Source organism: Streptomyces sp. NPDC046870, from assembly GCF_040704595.1.
Classification (GTDB): domain Bacteria; phylum Actinomycetota; class Actinomycetes; order Streptomycetales; family Streptomycetaceae; genus Streptomyces; species Streptomyces argyrophylli.
The window spans coordinates 728549-746174 of sequence record NZ_JBEYXM010000002.1 but is presented as its reverse complement, the minus strand read 5'-3'; the positions used below and the strand labels follow the sequence as shown (position 1 = coordinate 746174).

Annotated in this window: 16 protein-coding genes; 12 read left to right on the top strand and 4 right to left on the bottom strand. The window is 70.8% G+C overall.

All coding sequences use genetic code 11. The features are described from left to right. Positions 1-23 precede the first annotated feature (23 nt). The 3 genes from AB0946_RS07850 to AB0946_RS07840 all read right to left on the bottom strand — a co-directional run bounded on the left by AB0946_RS07850 (position 24) and on the right by AB0946_RS07840 (position 3980). Positions 24-2216: a hypothetical protein gene (locus AB0946_RS07850; protein ID WP_366759680.1), complete on the bottom strand. Its 2193-nt coding sequence runs from the start codon at positions 2214-2216 to the stop codon at positions 24-26. Then, positions 2213-3082 (bottom strand): hypothetical protein, encoded by an 870-nt coding sequence (locus AB0946_RS07845; protein ID WP_366759678.1) that lies wholly within the window; start codon positions 3080-3082, stop codon positions 2213-2215. The genes AB0946_RS07850 and AB0946_RS07845 overlap by 4 nt, the downstream gene beginning before the upstream one ends. A gap of 151 nt (positions 3083-3233) precedes the next feature. After that, positions 3234-3980 (bottom strand): Crp/Fnr family transcriptional regulator, encoded by a 747-nt coding sequence (locus AB0946_RS07840; RefSeq protein WP_366759677.1) that lies wholly within the window; start codon positions 3978-3980, stop codon positions 3234-3236. Between the two features lie 376 nt (positions 3981-4356). On the opposite strand from AB0946_RS07840, the gene rpsL reads away from it, so the two are divergent. The 6 genes from rpsL (at position 4357) to AB0946_RS07810 (ending at position 12790) form a co-directional block, all read left to right on the top strand. Continuing rightward, positions 4357-4728 carry a 30S ribosomal protein S12 gene (gene rpsL, locus AB0946_RS07835; RefSeq protein WP_003948652.1) on the top strand — a complete coding sequence of 124 codons (372 nt, stop codon included), beginning with the start codon at positions 4357-4359 and terminating at the stop codon, positions 4726-4728. 2 nt (positions 4729-4730) lie between these two features. Then, a complete protein-coding gene (rpsG, locus tag AB0946_RS07830) occupies positions 4731-5201 on the top strand; it encodes a 30S ribosomal protein S7 (protein ID WP_003998848.1) in 471 nt (156 codons plus the stop codon). Positions 5202-5240: 39 nt separating this feature from the next. After that, positions 5241-7367, top strand: coding sequence for an elongation factor G (gene fusA / locus AB0946_RS07825; protein WP_366759676.1), 2127 nt, complete (start codon positions 5241-5243; stop codon positions 7365-7367). 156 nt (positions 7368-7523) lie between these two features. Continuing rightward, positions 7524-8717 (top strand): elongation factor Tu, encoded by a 1194-nt coding sequence (tuf, locus tag AB0946_RS07820; protein WP_030778468.1) that lies wholly within the window; start codon positions 7524-7526, stop codon positions 8715-8717. Between the two features lie 134 nt (positions 8718-8851). After that, positions 8852-9613, top strand: coding sequence for a hypothetical protein (locus AB0946_RS07815; protein ID WP_366759674.1), 762 nt, complete (start codon positions 8852-8854; stop codon positions 9611-9613). A 180-nt stretch (positions 9614-9793) separates the two neighbouring features. Continuing rightward, a complete protein-coding gene (locus AB0946_RS07810; protein WP_366759829.1) occupies positions 9794-12790 on the top strand; it encodes a glycosyl hydrolase 115 family protein in 2997 nt (998 codons plus the stop codon). Here the strand turns inward: AB0946_RS07810 and AB0946_RS07805 are convergent. Then, on the bottom strand, positions 12772-13656 hold the full coding sequence (locus AB0946_RS07805) for a helix-turn-helix domain-containing protein (protein WP_366759828.1): 885 nt from the start codon (positions 13654-13656) through the stop codon (positions 12772-12774). The two genes, AB0946_RS07810 and AB0946_RS07805, sit on opposite strands and share 19 nt — an antisense overlap. A gap of 741 nt (positions 13657-14397) precedes the next feature. On the opposite strand from AB0946_RS07805, the gene rpsJ reads away from it, so the two are divergent. Genes rpsJ through rpsS form a run of 6 tightly spaced genes read left to right on the top strand, consistent with a single transcriptional unit; the run spans position 14398 to position 17617 of the window. Further along, positions 14398-14706 (top strand): 30S ribosomal protein S10, encoded by a 309-nt coding sequence (rpsJ, locus tag AB0946_RS07800; RefSeq protein WP_003948644.1) that lies wholly within the window; start codon positions 14398-14400, stop codon positions 14704-14706. A 16-nt stretch (positions 14707-14722) separates the two neighbouring features. Beyond that, positions 14723-15367 (top strand): 50S ribosomal protein L3, encoded by a 645-nt coding sequence (gene rplC / locus AB0946_RS07795; protein WP_014674369.1) that lies wholly within the window; start codon positions 14723-14725, stop codon positions 15365-15367. Positions 15368-15375: 8 nt separating this feature from the next. Further along, complete coding sequence (gene rplD, locus AB0946_RS07790) at positions 15376-16029, top strand: 50S ribosomal protein L4 (protein WP_366759673.1); 654 nt, start codon at positions 15376-15378, stop codon at positions 16027-16029. Beyond that, entirely contained in the window at positions 16029-16448 is a 420-nt protein-coding gene (gene rplW, locus AB0946_RS07785; protein ID WP_070026316.1) for a 50S ribosomal protein L23, read from the top strand. The genes rplD and rplW overlap by 1 nt, the downstream gene beginning before the upstream one ends. Positions 16449-16486: 38 nt before the next feature. Further along, on the top strand, positions 16487-17323 hold the full coding sequence (rplB, locus tag AB0946_RS07780) for a 50S ribosomal protein L2 (RefSeq protein ID WP_061920724.1): 837 nt from the start codon (positions 16487-16489) through the stop codon (positions 17321-17323). 12 nt (positions 17324-17335) lie between these two features. Beyond that, entirely contained in the window at positions 17336-17617 is a 282-nt protein-coding gene (gene rpsS, locus AB0946_RS07775; RefSeq protein ID WP_030233885.1) for a 30S ribosomal protein S19, read from the top strand. Positions 17618-17626 lie beyond the last annotated feature (9 nt).

The following is a 17626-nucleotide window of genomic DNA, read 5'->3' as shown; positions in this document are numbered from 1 at the left end:
TCCTCTGTTCTTCGCGGGGTCTTTCAGCGCGTGGCGGGCACCGGGTGCACCACCGCGAGCAGCCGTTCGGCCATCGGCGGGCGGGTGCTGCCGTCCTCCGCGCGCATCGTGCGCAGTGCGTGGTCGAGGCGCTTGCGGTCGTCCGCGGTGACGATCAGCGCGGGCAGCAGCAGCTCCAGGGCCGTGGCGACGTCGGCGCGGCGGGCGGCGACGTGCACCCAGGTCGCCAGGGCGGCCAGCGCCTGCCGGGTGTGGCCGAGGTCGCCCAGGGCGGTGCGCCACAGGGTGGCCAGGTCCCGGGCCGCGTCCGGCTGGTACATGCCCTCCTCGGCGTACCAGCCGACGAGCGCGCCGTCCCCGGCGTTGTCGCAGGCGTGGGCGAACGCGGCCAGGGCGAGGTCGCGGACCGCGGGGGTGTCCCGGTACAGCAGCCGTACGAACTCGGCGAGCACCTCTCCGCGGCGCCGCCCGGCCGAGAGCAGCAGGGCGGCGGACTCGGTGAGGTTCTCCCGCTCGGCCTGGCCGCTGGCGTCGACCCGGGCCCGGGAGGCGAGCGCGTCGAGGGCGGGACCTGCCAGGTCGGGGCGGAGCGGGGCCAGCAGGCCCAGGGCGCGGATGGCGGTCCACCGTCGTCCCCAGTGGCCGTCGTTGCACCACTGGGTGAGCAGGCGCAGGACGGCCGGAGCGCCGAGGAGCTGGGACAGGGTGAGGGTGTTGGCGGCGGTGACGCGCGGGCCGACGGCCTGGGCGGTCGCCCAGCCGTCGACGAGCAGCGCGATCGTCGAGGGCAGGTCGGCGGCGGCGAGCAGGGCGGTCGCGGCGGCGGCACGGGTGCGGACCAGGCCGCGGCCGTCCCGCGCGAGCTGGCGCAGCCACTCCACCAGGGCCGGGCGGGCCGAGGGATGGCTGGTCCACACCTCGGTGAGCAGGACCCGGGCGGTGCGCTCGTCCTGGAAGGCGGCCGTGTACTGCGGGACCGGGCCCCAGTCGGTCTCCTCCTGCCGTACCTCGCCGACGGCCCGGGCGCGGTCGAGCCGGTCCTCGGTGGCCGGCCCGAACACCGGGACGGTGGGGGGCCGGTCGGGGTGCTGCAACCTCTCGAAGTGCACGAACAGCGTGTCGGCGAGTTCGGCGGCGAGGACGTAGGGCGCCTGGTCGAAGACGGCGAGGGCGATGAGGAAGGCCTTGTCGCGCAGTCCCGTCTGCGGATCGCCCAGCCAGTCCCGGCACTGCTTCTCCACGGCGGCCTGTCCGAAGTCCGCGAGCCGGGCCAGCGCTCCGGGGGTGCCGTCGTACGCCGCCAGCGTCTCGGCGAACGCGGCGGCCTCGGCCGGGCGGCGGTCCGCCTCGGCGAGGAACGCGGCCACCTCGGGGAGCGCGAGCAGGATGTCGGCCTCGTCGGGCCGGCGCCGCCGGAGCAGGGCCCGTACGACCTCCTCGGCGGGCGGTGCCTCCCAGGGGCAGGGTCTGACGCCGGGCAGGTGGGGCGAGTTCTCGACGGTGACGACGAGGCAGCCGCCGGTCCGGGCGAGCTGGTCGCGGGCCGCGAACAGGTGGGTGTCCCGCAGCGGCCGGTTGCGGCTGAGGGGCAGGTCGCGCAGGACGTAGCCGCCGGGCTGGGTCAGCCGTCCGCTCAGGGCGGCGGGCGGGGTCTCCGGGCTCAGGGCGTGCACGGCGGGCATGCCGAGGCGGTGCACCAGCATCAGCGCGGCGGCGTTGCGGCCGGTGGCGTGGGCGCCGGCCAGGACCAGCACCCGCTCCTCGCGCAGCCGCTCCAGCGCGGCGGCGAAGGCGGGGCCGTCGGCGAACACGGCGGCCAGTTCCCCGATCCAGTCGCGGGGGATCTCGCCGGAGGCGTCGGGCGTGGCACCGGCGGGGCCGTGGTGGTGGATCTCGGTACGGCCACCCAGGTAGACGTCGCCGTCGACCCGGCCGCCGGAGACGCCGTGCTGGGCGCCGCCGACGAGGCTGCCGCCGAACCGGGCGTCGCCGTCGAGGAAGAAGCCCGGGGTGTGCGCGACCAGCTCGCGCTGGGCGGCCCGGGCCTCCTCGTGGCCTTCGGCCTCCGGCTCCGGGCCGGCGGGGGAGCGCGGGTCCGCCTCGGACTCGTGCGCCCGGCGCGGTGGCGTGTCGGAGGACGGCTGTTCCGGCGGGCGCTGCCCGGCGGGGCCGCCGGCGGGGGTGCCGTCGTCGTGCGCGGCCGGAGCGGACGTCACGCGCCCTCCCCGGCGCTTTTGCCGAGGTGGACGTCGCCGGTGACCTGCCCGCCGGAGACGCCGTGCTGGTCGCCGGCGACGAGGCTGCCGCCGAACCGGGGCGAGCCGCCGCCGAAGTCGAAGACGACACCCCCCGTGGGCGCGGCGGGCCGGGTCCCGGGCGCGGGTTCCGCGGGGTCGGGCACCGCCGCGGCCGGGCGCGGTGCGGCCGGCGCCCCCGGTGCCGGGACGTCCCCCGACGTTCCCGGCACCGGGGTTCCCCCCGCCCCCGTGTCACCGTGGTCGTCGCCGCCGTGCGGGACCGGCCCGTGGAGCCAGCCGCGCAGCGGGCCGTTCTTGCTGGTCAGGGTCACCGGGTGGAAGTCGGCGGCCGGGACGCCGTGGTGGTCGTGGCGGACGATGCCGGTGTGCACGCCCTCCGAGACGCACAGCACGAAGCCGTTGTCCCGCTCCCGCAGGGCGGCGCGCAGGAGCGGGGCGTCGAGCAGCCGGCAGGCGTGGTTGAGGTCGGACCCGACCCAGCCGCCGTGCTCGTCGACGGCCACGTACCCGGTGGCGACCACACCGCGCAGCCGGATCTGGGCGGAGCTGGACGCCAGCCGGTTGTACCCGTGCAGCTGGGCGGGGACCTCGGTGAGCAGGGCGCGCAGGAGGGCCGGGACGGACGCGGCGGCGTCGATCAGCTCCATGACGGAGTCGCCGCGGTCCGCCCGGCGCCGCTGCGTCCCGTCGATGCCGGCACGGGCCAGGGCACGGTCGGCGATGTCGTAGAGGACGCGCCGCAGGTACGCCTGCTCCACGTCGTCCCGGTCGCTGTACTTCTCGATGTCGAGCAGGAGCATCGTCCGGCTCACAGGGTCTTTCATGCTCGCCTCTCGGTGGTCACCGTGGGGTCCGTCCGCTGTCAGCAGGGTGGCGCGGGGGACTGCGGGGGCGTGAGGACGGATGACGCACTCGGACTGTGACCGTGTGCACAGAGGGCGCGCGGGCCCGTCGTGGGCGTCGCGTGCGGGTCGGTCACTCCGTCGTCTCCGCCCGCGCGATCCGGCGCAGCACGTCCGGCCGCACGATCACCAGCTCCCGGCGGCCGGTGCGCACCACGTCGCGCTCCCGCAGTTCCTTCAGGAGCCGCTGCACCGCCTCGCGGGAGGCGCCCACCGAGCCGGCCAGTTCCTGTTTGCTCAGCGGCACGGAGAGTTCGACGCCCTCGCCGGTGGTGCGGCCGTGGGTGCGGGCGAGGTCGAGCAGCAGGGTCGCGAACCGTTCCCGGACGGTCATGGAGGCGAACTCCAGCCGGCGCCGGTCGGCGGCGCGGGTGCGGTCCGAGGTGAGCCCGAGCAGGGCGAAGGAGACGGCGGGTCTGCCGGTCAGGAACGCCGTGAAGCGCTCACGGTGGACCGCCACGGCCCGTACGTCCTCCAGCGCGGTCACGGTGGCGGAGCGGGTCCGGCCGGTCAGCGCCGCCGACTCGCCGATGACGTCGCCCGGCCCGCGCAGGGCCAGCAGCGCCTCGTAGCCGTTGGCGGCCGCCGCCGTGACCTTCGTCCAGCCGCGCAGGACGAACAGCACGTGCGAGGAGGGCTCCCGCTGGCGCAGGAGCACCGCCCGGGGCGCGAAGTCCAGCTCGGAGCCCAGCGCGAGCAGCGCGGCCCGGTCCGGCTTCTCCAGCCGGGCCAGGAACGGCACCCGGTCGCCGAGTCCGTCGTCCCCCGGTAACTCGTCCGGTGTCTGCCGCGGTGCCGTGTGCGGTGCGTCCCCCGTCATCCCATCCTCGCCCCCAAGCGGTACTGCGACCGCTCAACGTACCGACGTCACGGGCCGGCCGCGGGGCGTCGGACGGGATTCGCGCGGAATGACCACGGACCCCGAACGGGGAACCGGGACAAGTCCGGCGTGTCGAAGCCCACCCCATTTGTTTTGACCGAAGTCCGTGAGGTAGGTACGCTCAGACCTTGTGCCTGGGGTGTGCCCTGGCTCCTGTGCGTGCCTGCAAACCGCATGGCGAGCTCTGACCGGCCACCGTAATCTGCGCCCTTCTCGTCTTGCGGCGGGAGTCTGGCGGATTCGACACACCCGACCGCGTGGGTCGGCGACGTTCCAGGTTAGCTGTACCCATCGGCACACAGAAACCGGAGAAGTAGTGCCTACGATCCAGCAGCTGGTCCGCAAGGGCCGGCAGGACAAGGTCGAGAAGAACAAGACGCCCGCACTCGAGGGTTCCCCTCAGCGTCGTGGCGTCTGCACGCGTGTGTTCACGACCACCCCGAAGAAGCCGAACTCGGCCCTCCGCAAGGTCGCGCGTGTGCGTCTGACCAGCGGCATCGAGGTCACCGCTTACATTCCGGGTGAGGGACACAACCTGCAGGAGCACTCCATCGTGCTCGTGCGCGGCGGCCGTGTGAAGGACCTGCCGGGTGTTCGCTACAAGATCATCCGCGGCTCGCTCGACACCCAGGGTGTCAAGAACCGCAAGCAGGCTCGCAGCCGTTACGGCGCCAAGAAGGAGAAGTAAGAATGCCTCGTAAGGGCCCCGCCCCGAAGCGCCCGGTCATCATCGACCCGGTCTACGGCTCTCCTCTGGTGACCTCCCTGATCAACAAGGTGCTGCTGAACGGCAAGCGCTCCACCGCCGAGCGCATCGTCTACGGCGCCATGGAGGGCCTGCGCGAGAAGACCGGCAACGACCCGGTCATCACGCTCAAGCGCGCTCTTGAGAACATCAAGCCGACCCTCGAGGTCAAGTCCCGCCGTGTCGGTGGCGCCACCTACCAGGTTCCGGTCGAGGTCAAGCCCGGCCGTGCCAACACCCTGGCGCTGCGCTGGCTGGTCGGTTACTCCCGCGCCCGTCGCGAGAAGACCATGACCGAGCGTCTCCTCAACGAGCTTCTCGACGCCTCCAACGGCCTCGGTGCGGCCGTGAAGAAGCGCGAGGACACCCACAAGATGGCCGAGTCCAACAAGGCCTTCGCGCACTACCGCTGGTAGTCGCTACCCACATCGAGACCGAGAGAAGACTGAAGCCTTATGGCTACCACTTCACTTGACCTGGCCAGGGTCCGAAACATCGGGATCATGGCCCACATCGACGCGGGCAAGACGACCACCACCGAGCGGATCCTGTTCTACACCGGTGTGTCTTACAAGATCGGTGAGGTCCACGACGGCGCTGCCACCATGGACTGGATGGAGCAGGAGCAGGAGCGTGGCATCACGATCACCTCTGCTGCCACCACCTGTCACTGGTCGCTGGAGGACGTCGACCACACGATCAACATCATCGACACGCCGGGTCACGTCGACTTCACCGTCGAGGTGGAGCGTTCCCTGCGCGTGCTCGACGGTGCTGTGACGGTGTTCGACGGCGTCGCCGGCGTGGAGCCCCAGTCCGAGACGGTGTGGCGTCAGGCGGACCGCTACGGCGTTCCCCGTATCTGCTTCGTCAACAAGCTCGACCGCACCGGTGCCGAGTTCCACCGCTGTGTCGACATGATCTCCGACCGTCTGGGCGCGCAGCCGCTGGTCATGCAGCTGCCGATCGGTGCCGAGGCGGACTTCAAGGGCGTCGTCGACCTGGTGAAGATGAAGGCCCTGGTCTGGTCGGCCGAGGCGACCAAGGGCGAGATGTACGACATCGTCGACATCCCCGCCACGCACACCGAGGCCGCCGAGGAGTGGCGCGGCAAGCTGGTCGAGGCCGTCGCCGAGAACGACGAAGAGATCATGGAGCTGTACCTGGAGGGCGAGGAGCCCACCGAGGAGCAGCTGTACGCCGCGATCCGTCGTATCACCATCGCGTCCGGCAAGGGCACCGGCACCACCGTCACCCCGGTGTTCTGCGGTACCGCGTTCAAGAACAAGGGCGTCCAGCCCCTGCTCGACGCGGTCGTGCGCTACCTGCCGTCCCCGGTCGACATCGAGGCCATCGAGGGCCACGACGTCAAGGACCCGGAGACGGTCATCAAGCGCAAGCCGTCCGACGAGGAGCCCCTGTCCGCGCTGGCGTTCAAGATCATGAGCGACCCGCACCTGGGCAAGCTCACCTTCGTCCGCGTGTACTCCGGCCGCCTGGAGTCCGGCAGCTCTGTGCTGAACTCCGTCAAGGGCAAGAAGGAGCGCATCGGCAAGATCTACCGCATGCACGCCAACAAGCGTGAGGAGATCGAGTCGGTGGGCGCCGGCGACATCGTCGCCGTCATGGGCCTGAAGCAGACCACCACCGGTGAGACGCTGTCCGACGACAAGCAGCCGGTGATCCTGGAGTCCATGGACTTCCCGGCGCCGGTCATCCAGGTCGCCATCGAGCCCAAGTCGAAGGGCGACCAGGAGAAGCTGGGCGTCGCGATCCAGCGCCTGGCCGAGGAGGACCCGTCCTTCCAGGTCCACTCGGACGAGGAGACCGGCCAGACCATCATCGGCGGTATGGGCGAGCTGCACCTCGAGGTGCTCGTCGACCGTATGCGCCGTGAGTTCAAGGTCGAGGCCAACGTCGGCAAGCCGCAGGTCGCGTACCGCGAGACCATCCGCAAGGCGGTCGAGAAGGTCGAGTACACCCACAAGAAGCAGACGGGTGGTACCGGTCAGTTCGCCCGCGTCATCATCGCGATCGAGCCGATCGAGAGCGGCGACGCCTCGTACGAGTTCGTCAACAAGGTGACCGGTGGCCGCGTGCCGAAGGAGTACATCCCTTCGGTCGACGCCGGTGCGCAGGAGGCCATGCAGTTCGGCATCCTCGCCGGTTACGAGATGACCGGTGTGCGCGTCACGCTGCTCGACGGTGCCTACCACGAGGTGGACTCCTCCGAGCTGGCGTTCAAGATCGCCGGTTCGCAGGCCTTCAAGGAGGCCGCGCGCAAGGCCAGCCCTGTGCTCCTTGAGCCGATGATGGCCGTCGAGGTCACCACGCCCGAGGACTACATGGGCGAGGTCATCGGCGACATCAACTCCCGCCGTGGCCAGATCCAGGCCATGGAGGAGCGGGCTGGTGCCCGCGTCGTGAAGGGCCTCGTGCCCCTGTCGGAGATGTTCGGCTACGTCGGCGACCTCCGCAGCAAGACGTCGGGTCGCGCAAGCTACTCGATGCAGTTCGACTCCTACGCCGAGGTTCCGCGGAACGTCGCCGAGGAGATCATCGCGAAGGCCAAGGGCGAGTAACGCACCGCGTTCACACGCCGTAGGCTTGACTCCGGAGCCTCCAGGGGCAAACGTCCGCAACCGTGAGCGTTTGCCCCGGGTTCCGGGCCTTTACAGCAAAGATCACCTGGCGCCGATGAAGTAAGGCGTACAGAACCACTCCACAGGAGGACCCCAGTGGCGAAGGCGAAGTTCGAGCGGACTAAGCCGCACGTCAACATCGGCACCATCGGTCACATCGACCACGGTAAGACGACCCTCACGGCCGCCATTACCAAGGTGCTGCACGACGCGTACCCGGACCTGAACGAGGCCACCCCGTTCGACAACATCGACAAGGCTCCTGAGGAGCGTCAGCGCGGTATCACCATCTCCATCGCGCACGTCGAGTACCAGACCGAGGCGCGTCACTACGCCCACGTCGACTGCCCGGGTCACGCGGACTACATCAAGAACATGATCACCGGTGCCGCGCAGATGGACGGCGCGATCCTGGTGGTCGCCGCCACCGACGGCCCGATGCCGCAGACCAAGGAGCACGTGCTCCTGGCCCGCCAGGTCGGCGTTCCGTACATCGTCGTCGCCCTGAACAAGGCCGACATGGTGGACGACGAGGAGATCCTGGAGCTCGTCGAGCTCGAGGTCCGTGAGCTCCTCTCCGAGTACGAGTTCCCCGGCGACGACGTTCCGGTCGTCAAGGTCTCCGCGCTCAAGGCCCTCGAGGGCGAGCAGGAGTGGGTGGACTCCGTCCTCAACCTGATGAAGGCCGTCGACGAGTCGATCCCGCAGCCGGAGCGCGACGTCGACAAGCCGTTCCTCATGCCGATCGAGGACGTCTTCACCATCACCGGTCGCGGTACGGTCGTCACCGGCCGTATCGAGCGTGGTGTCCTCAAGGTCAACGAGAACGTCGACATCATCGGCATCAAGCCGGAGAAGACCTCCACCACGGTCACCGGCATCGAGATGTTCCGCAAGCTGCTCGACGAGGGCCAGGCCGGTGAGAACGTCGGTCTGCTCCTCCGTGGCATCAAGCGCGAGGACGTCGAGCGCGGCCAGGTCATCATCAAGCCGGGCTCGGTCACCCCGCACACCGAGTTCGAGGCGCAGGCCTACATCCTGTCCAAGGACGAGGGTGGCCGCCACACGCCGTTCTTCAACAACTACCGTCCGCAGTTCTACTTCCGCACGACGGACGTGACCGGCGTGGTGACCCTCCCCGAGGGCACCGAGATGGTCATGCCGGGTGACAACACCGAGATGAAGGTGGAGCTCATCCAGCCCGTCGCCATGGAAGAGGGCCTGAAGTTCGCCATCCGTGAGGGTGGCCGCACCGTGGGCGCCGGCCAGGTCACCAAGATCGTCAAGTAAGTCCGCTTGCTTGAGGATCGACGGCTCGAGGGTCAGTGCCTGACCCGAAGGTCTCGACCTGCGAGAGGCCCGTACGACTCCGGTCGTACGGGCCTCTTCGTGTGTCCCGCCCGGGGCCGCATACGGTTCTCCGGGTGAGGAAGAGGACCTTGATACACGCGGCGCTGCAGACCGTCGTCCCCTGGCTGGCCGTGGCGGCCGTCGTGATCGCCATGGCCTGGCAGCAGGGGCTGTTGCACCTGTTCTCCCGGAGCACGCCGGCCGCGTCGGGCCCGGCCCGCACGATCCCGCTGCCGGGGGGCGGTTTCTCCGACGGCGGCCGGTGCGGGACCAAGGGCTACCACTACTTCCCGCTGCCCGCGTCCGCGTCCGCACCTCCCGAGGCGGAGTCCGCGACCCCGGTGCCCGCCCCGCGGCTCGTCCTCGGCTCCTACGGCTACGAGAAGCCGTCCCGCGCCCCCGGCCGCTTCACCATCGGCCTGCTCTTCGCCCCCGGCCCCAAGGGGTCGCTGAAGCTGTCGCGGACCCTGGGCGGTGAGGGCGTCGCCGTGGAGATCGAGGGCCCGCGGGGGCTGGTCGGCGGAGCGCACGGCCTGCCCGTCACCTGGGATCACGCCACGAGGTCCGGCACCGGGGACAGCGCCCGGGTGTCCGTGCCGCCGGAGGCGCTGTGCCCCGGGCAGGACCCGCGGGACGTGATCGAGGGGCTCCGGCCGCCGATCGACTCCTCGAACACCATCACCGGCCAGCCGGCCTACACCCTGACCGTGTCGGTGCGCGATCCGGGGATCGGGGCGCAGCGCAGGACGATCGGCCTCCCGCTGGGCGGCAACCTGCTCAGTGCCAACAACCTGGTGCCGGAGGACGGCTTCATGCTCGCGAGCGGGGCGCACTGAGGGCTCCGAAACTATTCGGCGTGTACGACCCGTTCCCCCCGCCCCCGCCTCCCTTCACCATTCGTCATGCCGGTGAACAAACCGATGCCGGAGCGGCTGGAGGGGTGGGGTATGTCGTCTGCGCACGTCAGTCGTAGGACGGTGCTCGGCGGGACGGTCCTGGGCACGGGACTGGCCACGATGCCCGTGGGGGCGTCGGGGACGGCGGCCGCCGCCACGGGCGACGGGCTCCGGGTGACGGACCCCGGGGCGTACATCTCGTTCACGGGCGGGGCGTTCTCGCTGCTCGGCGCGCCGGTGGTGGTGAGCGCGGAGGACCACCCCGGCGTGGTCCGGGTGGCCGGGGACCTCCGGGACGACCTGGCGCGGGTGACCGGCGTCCGCCCGGGCACGACGATCGGCCGCTTCCCCGTCCTGCTCGGCACGATCGGCCGCAGCCCGCTGATCGACGGCCTGATCCGGTCCGGGAAGCTGGACGTCACGGGCGTACGCGGCAGGTGGGAGACCTCGCTCCAGACGGTCGTGGAGCATCCGATGCCGGGTGTGGAGCGGGCGTTCGTCATCGCGGGCAGCGACCCCAGGGGCACGATCTTCGGGGCGTACGACGTCTCGTACGGCATCGGCGTCTCGCCCTGGCACTGGTGGGACGACGTACCGCCCGCCCGGCGCGACGCGGTCTGGGTGCAGGCCGGCCGCTTCACCCAGGGGACCCCGGTGGTGAAGTACCGGGGCGTCTTCGTCAACGACGAGAACCCGGCGCTCGGCACCTGGGCGCCGGCGTACTTCGGCGAGGGGAAGGCACCGGGCCACCCCGGCGGCTTCACCGCCGACTTCTACGCGAAGGTCTTCGAGGTCCTGCTGCGTCTGAAGGGCAACTACCTGTGGCCGGCGGTCTGGGGGCGGGCGTTCGCGGAGGACGACCCGGACAACCACCGGCGGGCGGCGGAGTACGGCATCGTCATGGGCACGTCCCACGAGGCGCCGATGATGCGGGGCATCGAGGAGTGGAACCGGCACGCCGGTTCCGGGACCGACCCCTACGGGGGCACGGGCGAGTGGTCGTACCGCCGCAACCCGGAGGCGATCCGCGCGTACTGGCGCGCCGGCATCCAGCGCATGGTCGACCAGGGCTTCGAGGGCGTCGTCACCCTCGGCATGCGCGGCAACGGCGACACCAGCCTGCCCGACGGCGACGGCATCGAACTGATGCAGCAGATCATCGCCGACCAGCGCCGCATCATCGAGGAGGTGACCGGCAGGCCGGCGGCCGAGACCCCCCAGGTCTGGACCCTCTACAAGGAGGTCCAGCGCTACTGGGACCGCGGCCTGCGCGCCCCGGACGACGTCACCGTGGTCCTCACGGACGACAACTGGGGCAACATCCGCAAGCACCCGGACGGCCCCCGCGCCGGCGGCTACGGCCTGTACTACCACTTCGACTACGTCGGAGCCGGCCGCAACTACAAGTGGGTCGACACCGCGAACCTCGGGAACGTCTGGGACCAGCTCCACCAGGCGCACGCCTACGGCAACCACGGCCTGTGGGTGGCCAACGTCGGCGACCTGAAGGGCAACGAGCTGCCGACGGAGTTCTTCCTCTCCTACGCCTGGAACCCCGACGCCTGGCCGCTGGAGCACCTCGGCGCGTGGGAGGAGCGCTACGCCCGCCAGAACTTCGGCGAGGCGCAGGCGAAGGAGATCGCGTCCCTGCTGGCGGCCTACGGCCGGCTCCAGGCCCGCCGCAAGCCGGAACTGCTGAACCGCCGGATCACCCTCTCCGGTGACCAGGTCGTGTACGACGACCGGCAGAGCCCGTACTACTTCGCGCACCGGGAGCTGGAACGGGTCACCGAGGAGTGGCGCGCGCTGGGCCGCCGCGCGGAACGCGTCGAGCGCAGACTGCCCGAGCGGCTGCGGGACGCGTGGTTCGAACTGGCCGGCTACGCGGTCACGGCGACCGCGAACCTGTACGCGCTGCGGGAGGCCGAGTTCACGAACCTGCTGTACGCGGCGCAGGGCCGGGCCGCGGCGAACGACCGCGCGGCACGGGCCGAAGCCGCCCTCGGCCGGGACTTCGCTCTCGCGGACCGCTTCAACTCCCGTGTCGCCGACGGCAAGTGGCAGGGCTTCCAGACCCAGCCCCACATCGACTACGGCGACGTCGACCGCTACGGCCCCGACGCCGGCTGGCAGCAGCCGGAGAAGGACAACGTGGCGCTGCCGGACGTGCTGTTCCCCGCGGTGCAGCGCATCGAGGTGCCCTCGGGCGCGGAGCTGGGCGTGTCGGTGGACGGCACCGAGGACGCGGGGGAGTGGTGGCCGGGGGGCTCCTCCTCGGCCGCGTCCCTGCCACCGTTCAGCCCGTACCAGACCCGCCCCCGGCAGTACGTGGAGATCTTCAACCGGGGCCGTACGCCCTTCCCGTACGAGGTCTCGGTCTCGGCGCCGTGGCTGCGGGTGGACCGCCCGCGCGGCCGGGTGGACCAGCAGGTCCGCCTGGAGGTGCGGGTGGACTGGTCACGCCTGCCCGCCGACCGCGCGGAGGCGACCCTGACGGTGCGCGGAGCGGGGGCGTCGGTGCCGGTGCGGTGCGTGGCGGAGCGCCCGTCGGGCGTACGGGCGCGGGGCTTCGTGGAGGCCGGCGGCTACGTGGCGATCGACGCCGAGCACTACGACCGGGCGGTCGGCCAGTGGCGCCGTGTCGACGGCATCGGACGGACCGGGGCGGGCATGACGCCGTGGCCGGTGACGTCCCCGAGCCGGACCCCCGGGGGCTCCTCCCCGCACCTGGAGTACGAGGTGACGCTGCTGTCCGCCCCCGGCGAGGTGACGGTCTGGACCCACCTGTCCCCGCGCAACCCGGCCGTCCCCGGCGTCCCGGGCCTGCGCTACGGGATCTCGCTGGACGACGGCCCGGTCCGGACCGTCGACATCACCGCGGGCGCGGACGACGGCGCCCTGAACACGGTCTGGGCCCGCCACACCTCGGACAACATCAACGCGACGGCGACCACGCACACCGTGACCGGGCCGGGCGTCCACCGGCTGAGGTTCTGGATGGTGGACCCGACGGTGGTGGTGCAGCGCCTGCTGATCGACACGGGCGGGCTGCCGCGGCTGTACCTGGGGCCGCTGGAGAGCATGCGGGTGGGGGACGGTCACGTGCCGGCCCGGTAGGAGGGGGAGGAGGGGCCGGTCCGGCAGTCGCGGCAGTGGCCCGGTGCCGGCGCGCGGAAGGCGCGGTCGCAGTTCTCGCAGGTCTGCAGGGGGTGCCGGACGGCCGGGGGTGGCTCGGGCGCGCGGTACGGCGGCAGGGGCGGGAGCCCGGCCGTCAGGCGGTGGGCCAGCAGGGCGGCCGGGCGGGTCAGGGGTTCCTCGGGCAGGCCCGTGGTCAGGGCGTGCCGTACGGCGGTGGGGGTGAGGTCACGCTCCAGCCAGGCCGCGACGCCGGGGGCGAGATGCTCGGTGTCCGTGGCGGACAGCAGCAGGCGGGGGTCCGTGCGGCGCAGGCCCGCGAGGACGTCGGTGGCCGCCCGCAGCAGGGCGGGGGAGGCGTACGCGGGCCTGGGCACGGCGGGGAGGGCCGCGCGGCGGGCTGTCTTCGGCTGCGGTGCGGTGGCCGGGCGGCGCGTGCGCGGCGCGTCGGACGCCTCACGCCGGCGGCCGGGCTGGTTGCAGGAGATCGTGCGGGTGACGATGCGGCCGCCGGGGACGCGGGCGCGCTCGCGGCGCAGGTAGCCGTGGGCCTCCAGCTCGCGCAGGGCGGCGGCGATGCGGGTCGCGCCCTCGGGGAAGCGTGCGGCGAGGGTCTTGATGTCGACGCGGGCGCCGGACGGCAGCGACTGGATGTGGCAGGCCAGACCGATCGCGAGGAGGGAGAGGTCCGGGTGCTGGGCGAGATGGTTGCCGATCACCGTGAAGCGGGCGGTGTGGCGGGTGTGGTCGTGGACGAGCCCGCCGCTGTGAGGGGCCCGGTTCGGGTGGTTGTCGGCGGTAACGGGGGACGCGGCGCATGTGGGCGCGCTAGGGTTTTCGACATCCATCGGGAAGTTGGAGCCTTCCTCGGTGGTCAGGCCCTCGCAGTGGATCGCTAGTCCCTGCGGGGGCCGACGCATGTGTACGGTCCTGTCGCGCCGAGCGTAAGGCAGGCAACCCGCCTGAAATCCAGCCGAGTTGGGCGTATTCACCCTCGCGAGTGAGTCCGCGCCGCGGGCGGGAGGGTGGGGCTTGGCGGGGTTCTTTCACCCCTCGTTCTTCGGCAAGAAGCCGCCCGTGGCACCGGAGCGCGGAGCGCCGGGTCCCGGTGCCGAAAGGGCGGTCGGCGCGCGCGTCGGTGGCCGACGCGGAGCGCGCCGCCTTACGGGCCTCGGTTTGACCTACGTCACCTTCGGGGTAATCTCTTCGGCTCGATTGGCGGTCTGCCTGCCCCATATGGCAGACTGTCCGAGTTGCTCGGTCGAGTGTTGATGCTGCGCGCCTCCCGCCGGGAGGACCGGAAGCGAGTCCCACAGTACTCGTCGCCCTAACTGCCCTCGGGCAGCACTGGGGCGGACGTACGGGAATCTTCCGGGAAGTGTGGGCGCGGCACCGGCCAGGCGCCCGGTGGACCCCAGGTCCCCGGTCCGCGGTTCCGGAAGGGCCGTGTCAATCCCGCAGGGATGTTCGAACAAGGGACATCTGTGTCAGCGGGAGCGCGACACGCCCGACCGCGTGGGTCGGAGAACGAGGGATGCAGGAACCACCGGGTTCCAGAGCGTGAGAAGAGACAGGACTACTGAGTAGCCATGGCGGGACAGAAGATCCGCATCCGGCTCAAGGCCTACGACCACGAGGTCATCGACTCTTCGGCGAAGAAGATCGTCGAGACGGTGACCCGTACCGGTGCGTCGGTCGCGGGCCCGGTGCCGCTGCCCACTGAGAAGAACGTGTACTGCGTCATCAAGTCGCCGCACAAGTACAAGGACTCGCGCGAGCACTTCGAGATGCGCACGCACAAGCGCCTGATCGACATCCTCGACCCGACCCCCAAGACCGTTGACTCTCTGATGCGACTCGACCTCCCGGCCGGTGTCGACATCGAGATCAAGCTCTGAGGCTGGTGGGCTGAGAATGGCTAAGCAGATCAAGGGCATCCTGGGCGAGAAGCTCGGCATGACGCAGGTGTGGGACGAGAACAACCGTGTTGTTCCGGTCACCGTCGTCAAGGCCGGCCCCAACGTCGTCACCCAGGTCCGTACGAACGACGTCGACGGCTACGAGTCGGTCCAGATCGCCTTCGGCGAGATCGACCCGCGCAAGGTGAACAAGCCCCTCAAGGGCCACTTCGCCAAGGCCGACGTCACCCCCCGTCGCCACCTCGTCGAGATCCGCACCGCGGACGCCTCCGAGTACACGCTGGGCCAGGAGATCACCGCTGAGGTGTTCGAGGCCGGCGTGAAGGTCGACGTGACCGGCAAGAGCAAGGGCAAGGGCTTCGCCGGTGTCATGAAGCGCCACAACTTCCGTGGCCTCGGCGCCGGACACGGCACCCAGCGCAAGCACCGCTCCCCCGGTTCCATCGGTGGCTGCGCCACCCCGGGCCGTGTGTTCAAGGGCCTCCGCATGGCGGGTCGCATGGGCAACGAGCGGGTCACCACCCAGAACCTGACCGTCCACGCCGTTGACGCGGAGAAGGGTCTGCTGCTCATCAAGGGCGCGGTTCCCGGTCCGAACGGCGGCCTCGTCCTGGTCCGCACCGCGGCCAAGGGGGCCTGAGGTAACCGATGAGCACTGTTGACATCCTTTCGCCGGCGGGCGAGAAGGCCGGTTCCGTCGAGCTCCCCGCGGAGATCTTCGACGCCAAGGTCAGCGTTCCGCTGATCCACCAGGTCGTCGTCGCGCAGCTGGCCGCTGCCCGTCAGGGCACGCACAAGACCAAGACCCGCGGTGAAGTCCGTGGTGGCGGCAAGAAGCCGTACCGCCAGAAGGGCACCGGTCGCGCCCGCCAGGGTTCGACCCGCGCGCCGCAGTTCGCCGGTGGTGGCGTCGTGCACGGTCCCGTGCCGCGCGACTACTCGCAGCGCACCCCGAAGAAGATGAAGGCCGCCGCCCTGCGCGGTGCCCTCACCGACCGGGCGCGCCACAACCGCATCCACGTCGTCTCCGGCGTGGTCGAGGGCGGGAACCCCAGCACCAAGGCCGCCAGGTCGCTGTTCGGCAAGATCTCGGAGCGCAAGAACCTGCTCCTGGTCGTCGACCGCGCCGACGAGGCCGCGTGGCTGTCCGCCCGCAACCTGCCCCAGGTCCACATCCTGGAGCCGGGCCAGCTGAACACGTACGACGTTCTCGTCTCGGACGACGTGGTCTTCACCCAGGCCGCTTTCGAGTCCTTCGTCGCCGGCCCGAAGGCCAACGACACCGAAGGGAGCGAGGTCTGATGGCCATCCGTCACCCCGCTATCGCCTCGAAGGCCGCCAAGGCCGCCAAGGCCGCGCGCGTCGCCAAGGCGCGCCGTCACGCCGCCGAGGGCAAGAACACGGTCGAGACCCCGCTGAGCAAGTCGTACACGGACCCCCGTGACGTGCTGCTCAAGCCGGTCGTCTCCGAGAAGAGCTACGCGCTCCTCGACGAGAACAAGTACACGTTCATCGTCGACCCGAACGCCAACAAGACCCAGATCAAGCAGGCCGTCCAGGCGGTCTTCGACGTCAAGGTCACCGGGGTCAACACGATCAACCGCCAGGGCAAGCGCAAGCGCACCAAGACCGGTTTCGGTCAGCGCGCGGGCAGCAAGCGCGCGATCGTGACCCTCGCCGAGGGCGACCGTATCGACATCTTCGGCGGTCCGACCGCGTAAGCGGGTCGGATCGTCCGATATCGGACGAGGACTGAGAAATGGGAATCCGCAAGTACAAGCCGACTACGCCGGGCCGTCGTGGCGCCAGCGTCGCCGACTTCGTCGAGGTCACGCGGTCCACGCCGGAGAAGTCGCTGGTCCGTCCCCTGCACAGCAAGGGCGGCCGTAACAACGCCGGTCGTGTGACCGTTCGCCACCAGGGTGGCGGACACAAGCGCGCCTACCGTGTGATCGACTTCCGTCGTCACGACAAGGACGGCGTGCCGGCGAAGGTCGCGCACATCGAGTACGACCCCAACCGCACCGCGCGCATCGCGCTGCTGCACTACGCCGACGGCGAGAAGCGCTACATCCTCGCCCCGCGCAACCTGCAGCAGGGTGACCGCGTCGAGAACGGTCCCGGGGCCGACATCAAGCCGGGCAACAACCTGGCCCTCCGCAACATCCCGGTCGGTACCACGATCCACGCGATCGAGCTCCGTCCCGGTGGTGGCGCCAAGCTCGCCCGTTCCGCGGGTGCCTCGGTGCAGCTCCTGGCTCGTGAGGGCGCCATGGCGACCCTGCGTATGCCGTCCGGCGAGATCCGCATGGTGGACGCGCGCTGCCGCGCCACCGTCGGTGAGGTCGGCAACGCCGAGCAGAGCAACATCAACTGGGGCAAGGCCGGCCGCAAGCGGTGGCTGGGCGTCCGCCCGACCGTCCGCGGTGTCGTGATGAACCCGGTCGACCACCCGCACGGTGGTGGTGAGGGCCGGACCTCCGGTGGCCGCCACCCCGTGTCCCCGTGGGGCAAGAAGGAAGGCCGTACTCGTTCGCCCAAGAAGGCGTCGAACAAGTACATCGTCCGCCGCCGCAAGACGAACAAGAAGCGCTAAGGACGGGTTGAGATGCCTCGTAGCCTGAAGAAGGGGCCCTTCGTCGACGACCACCTCATGAAGAAGGTGGACGCCCAGAACGAAGCCGGCACCAAGAACGTCATCAAGACCTGGTCCCGCCGCTCGATGATCGTCCCGGCCATGCTCGGCCACACGCTGGCGGTGCACAACGGCAAGACCCACATCCCGGTGTTCGTCACCGAGTCGATGGTCGGTCACAAGCTCGGCGAGTTCTCGCCGACGCGCACCTTCCGGGGCCACGTCAAGGAAGACCGGAAGTCGAAGCGCCGCTAGTAGCGGATC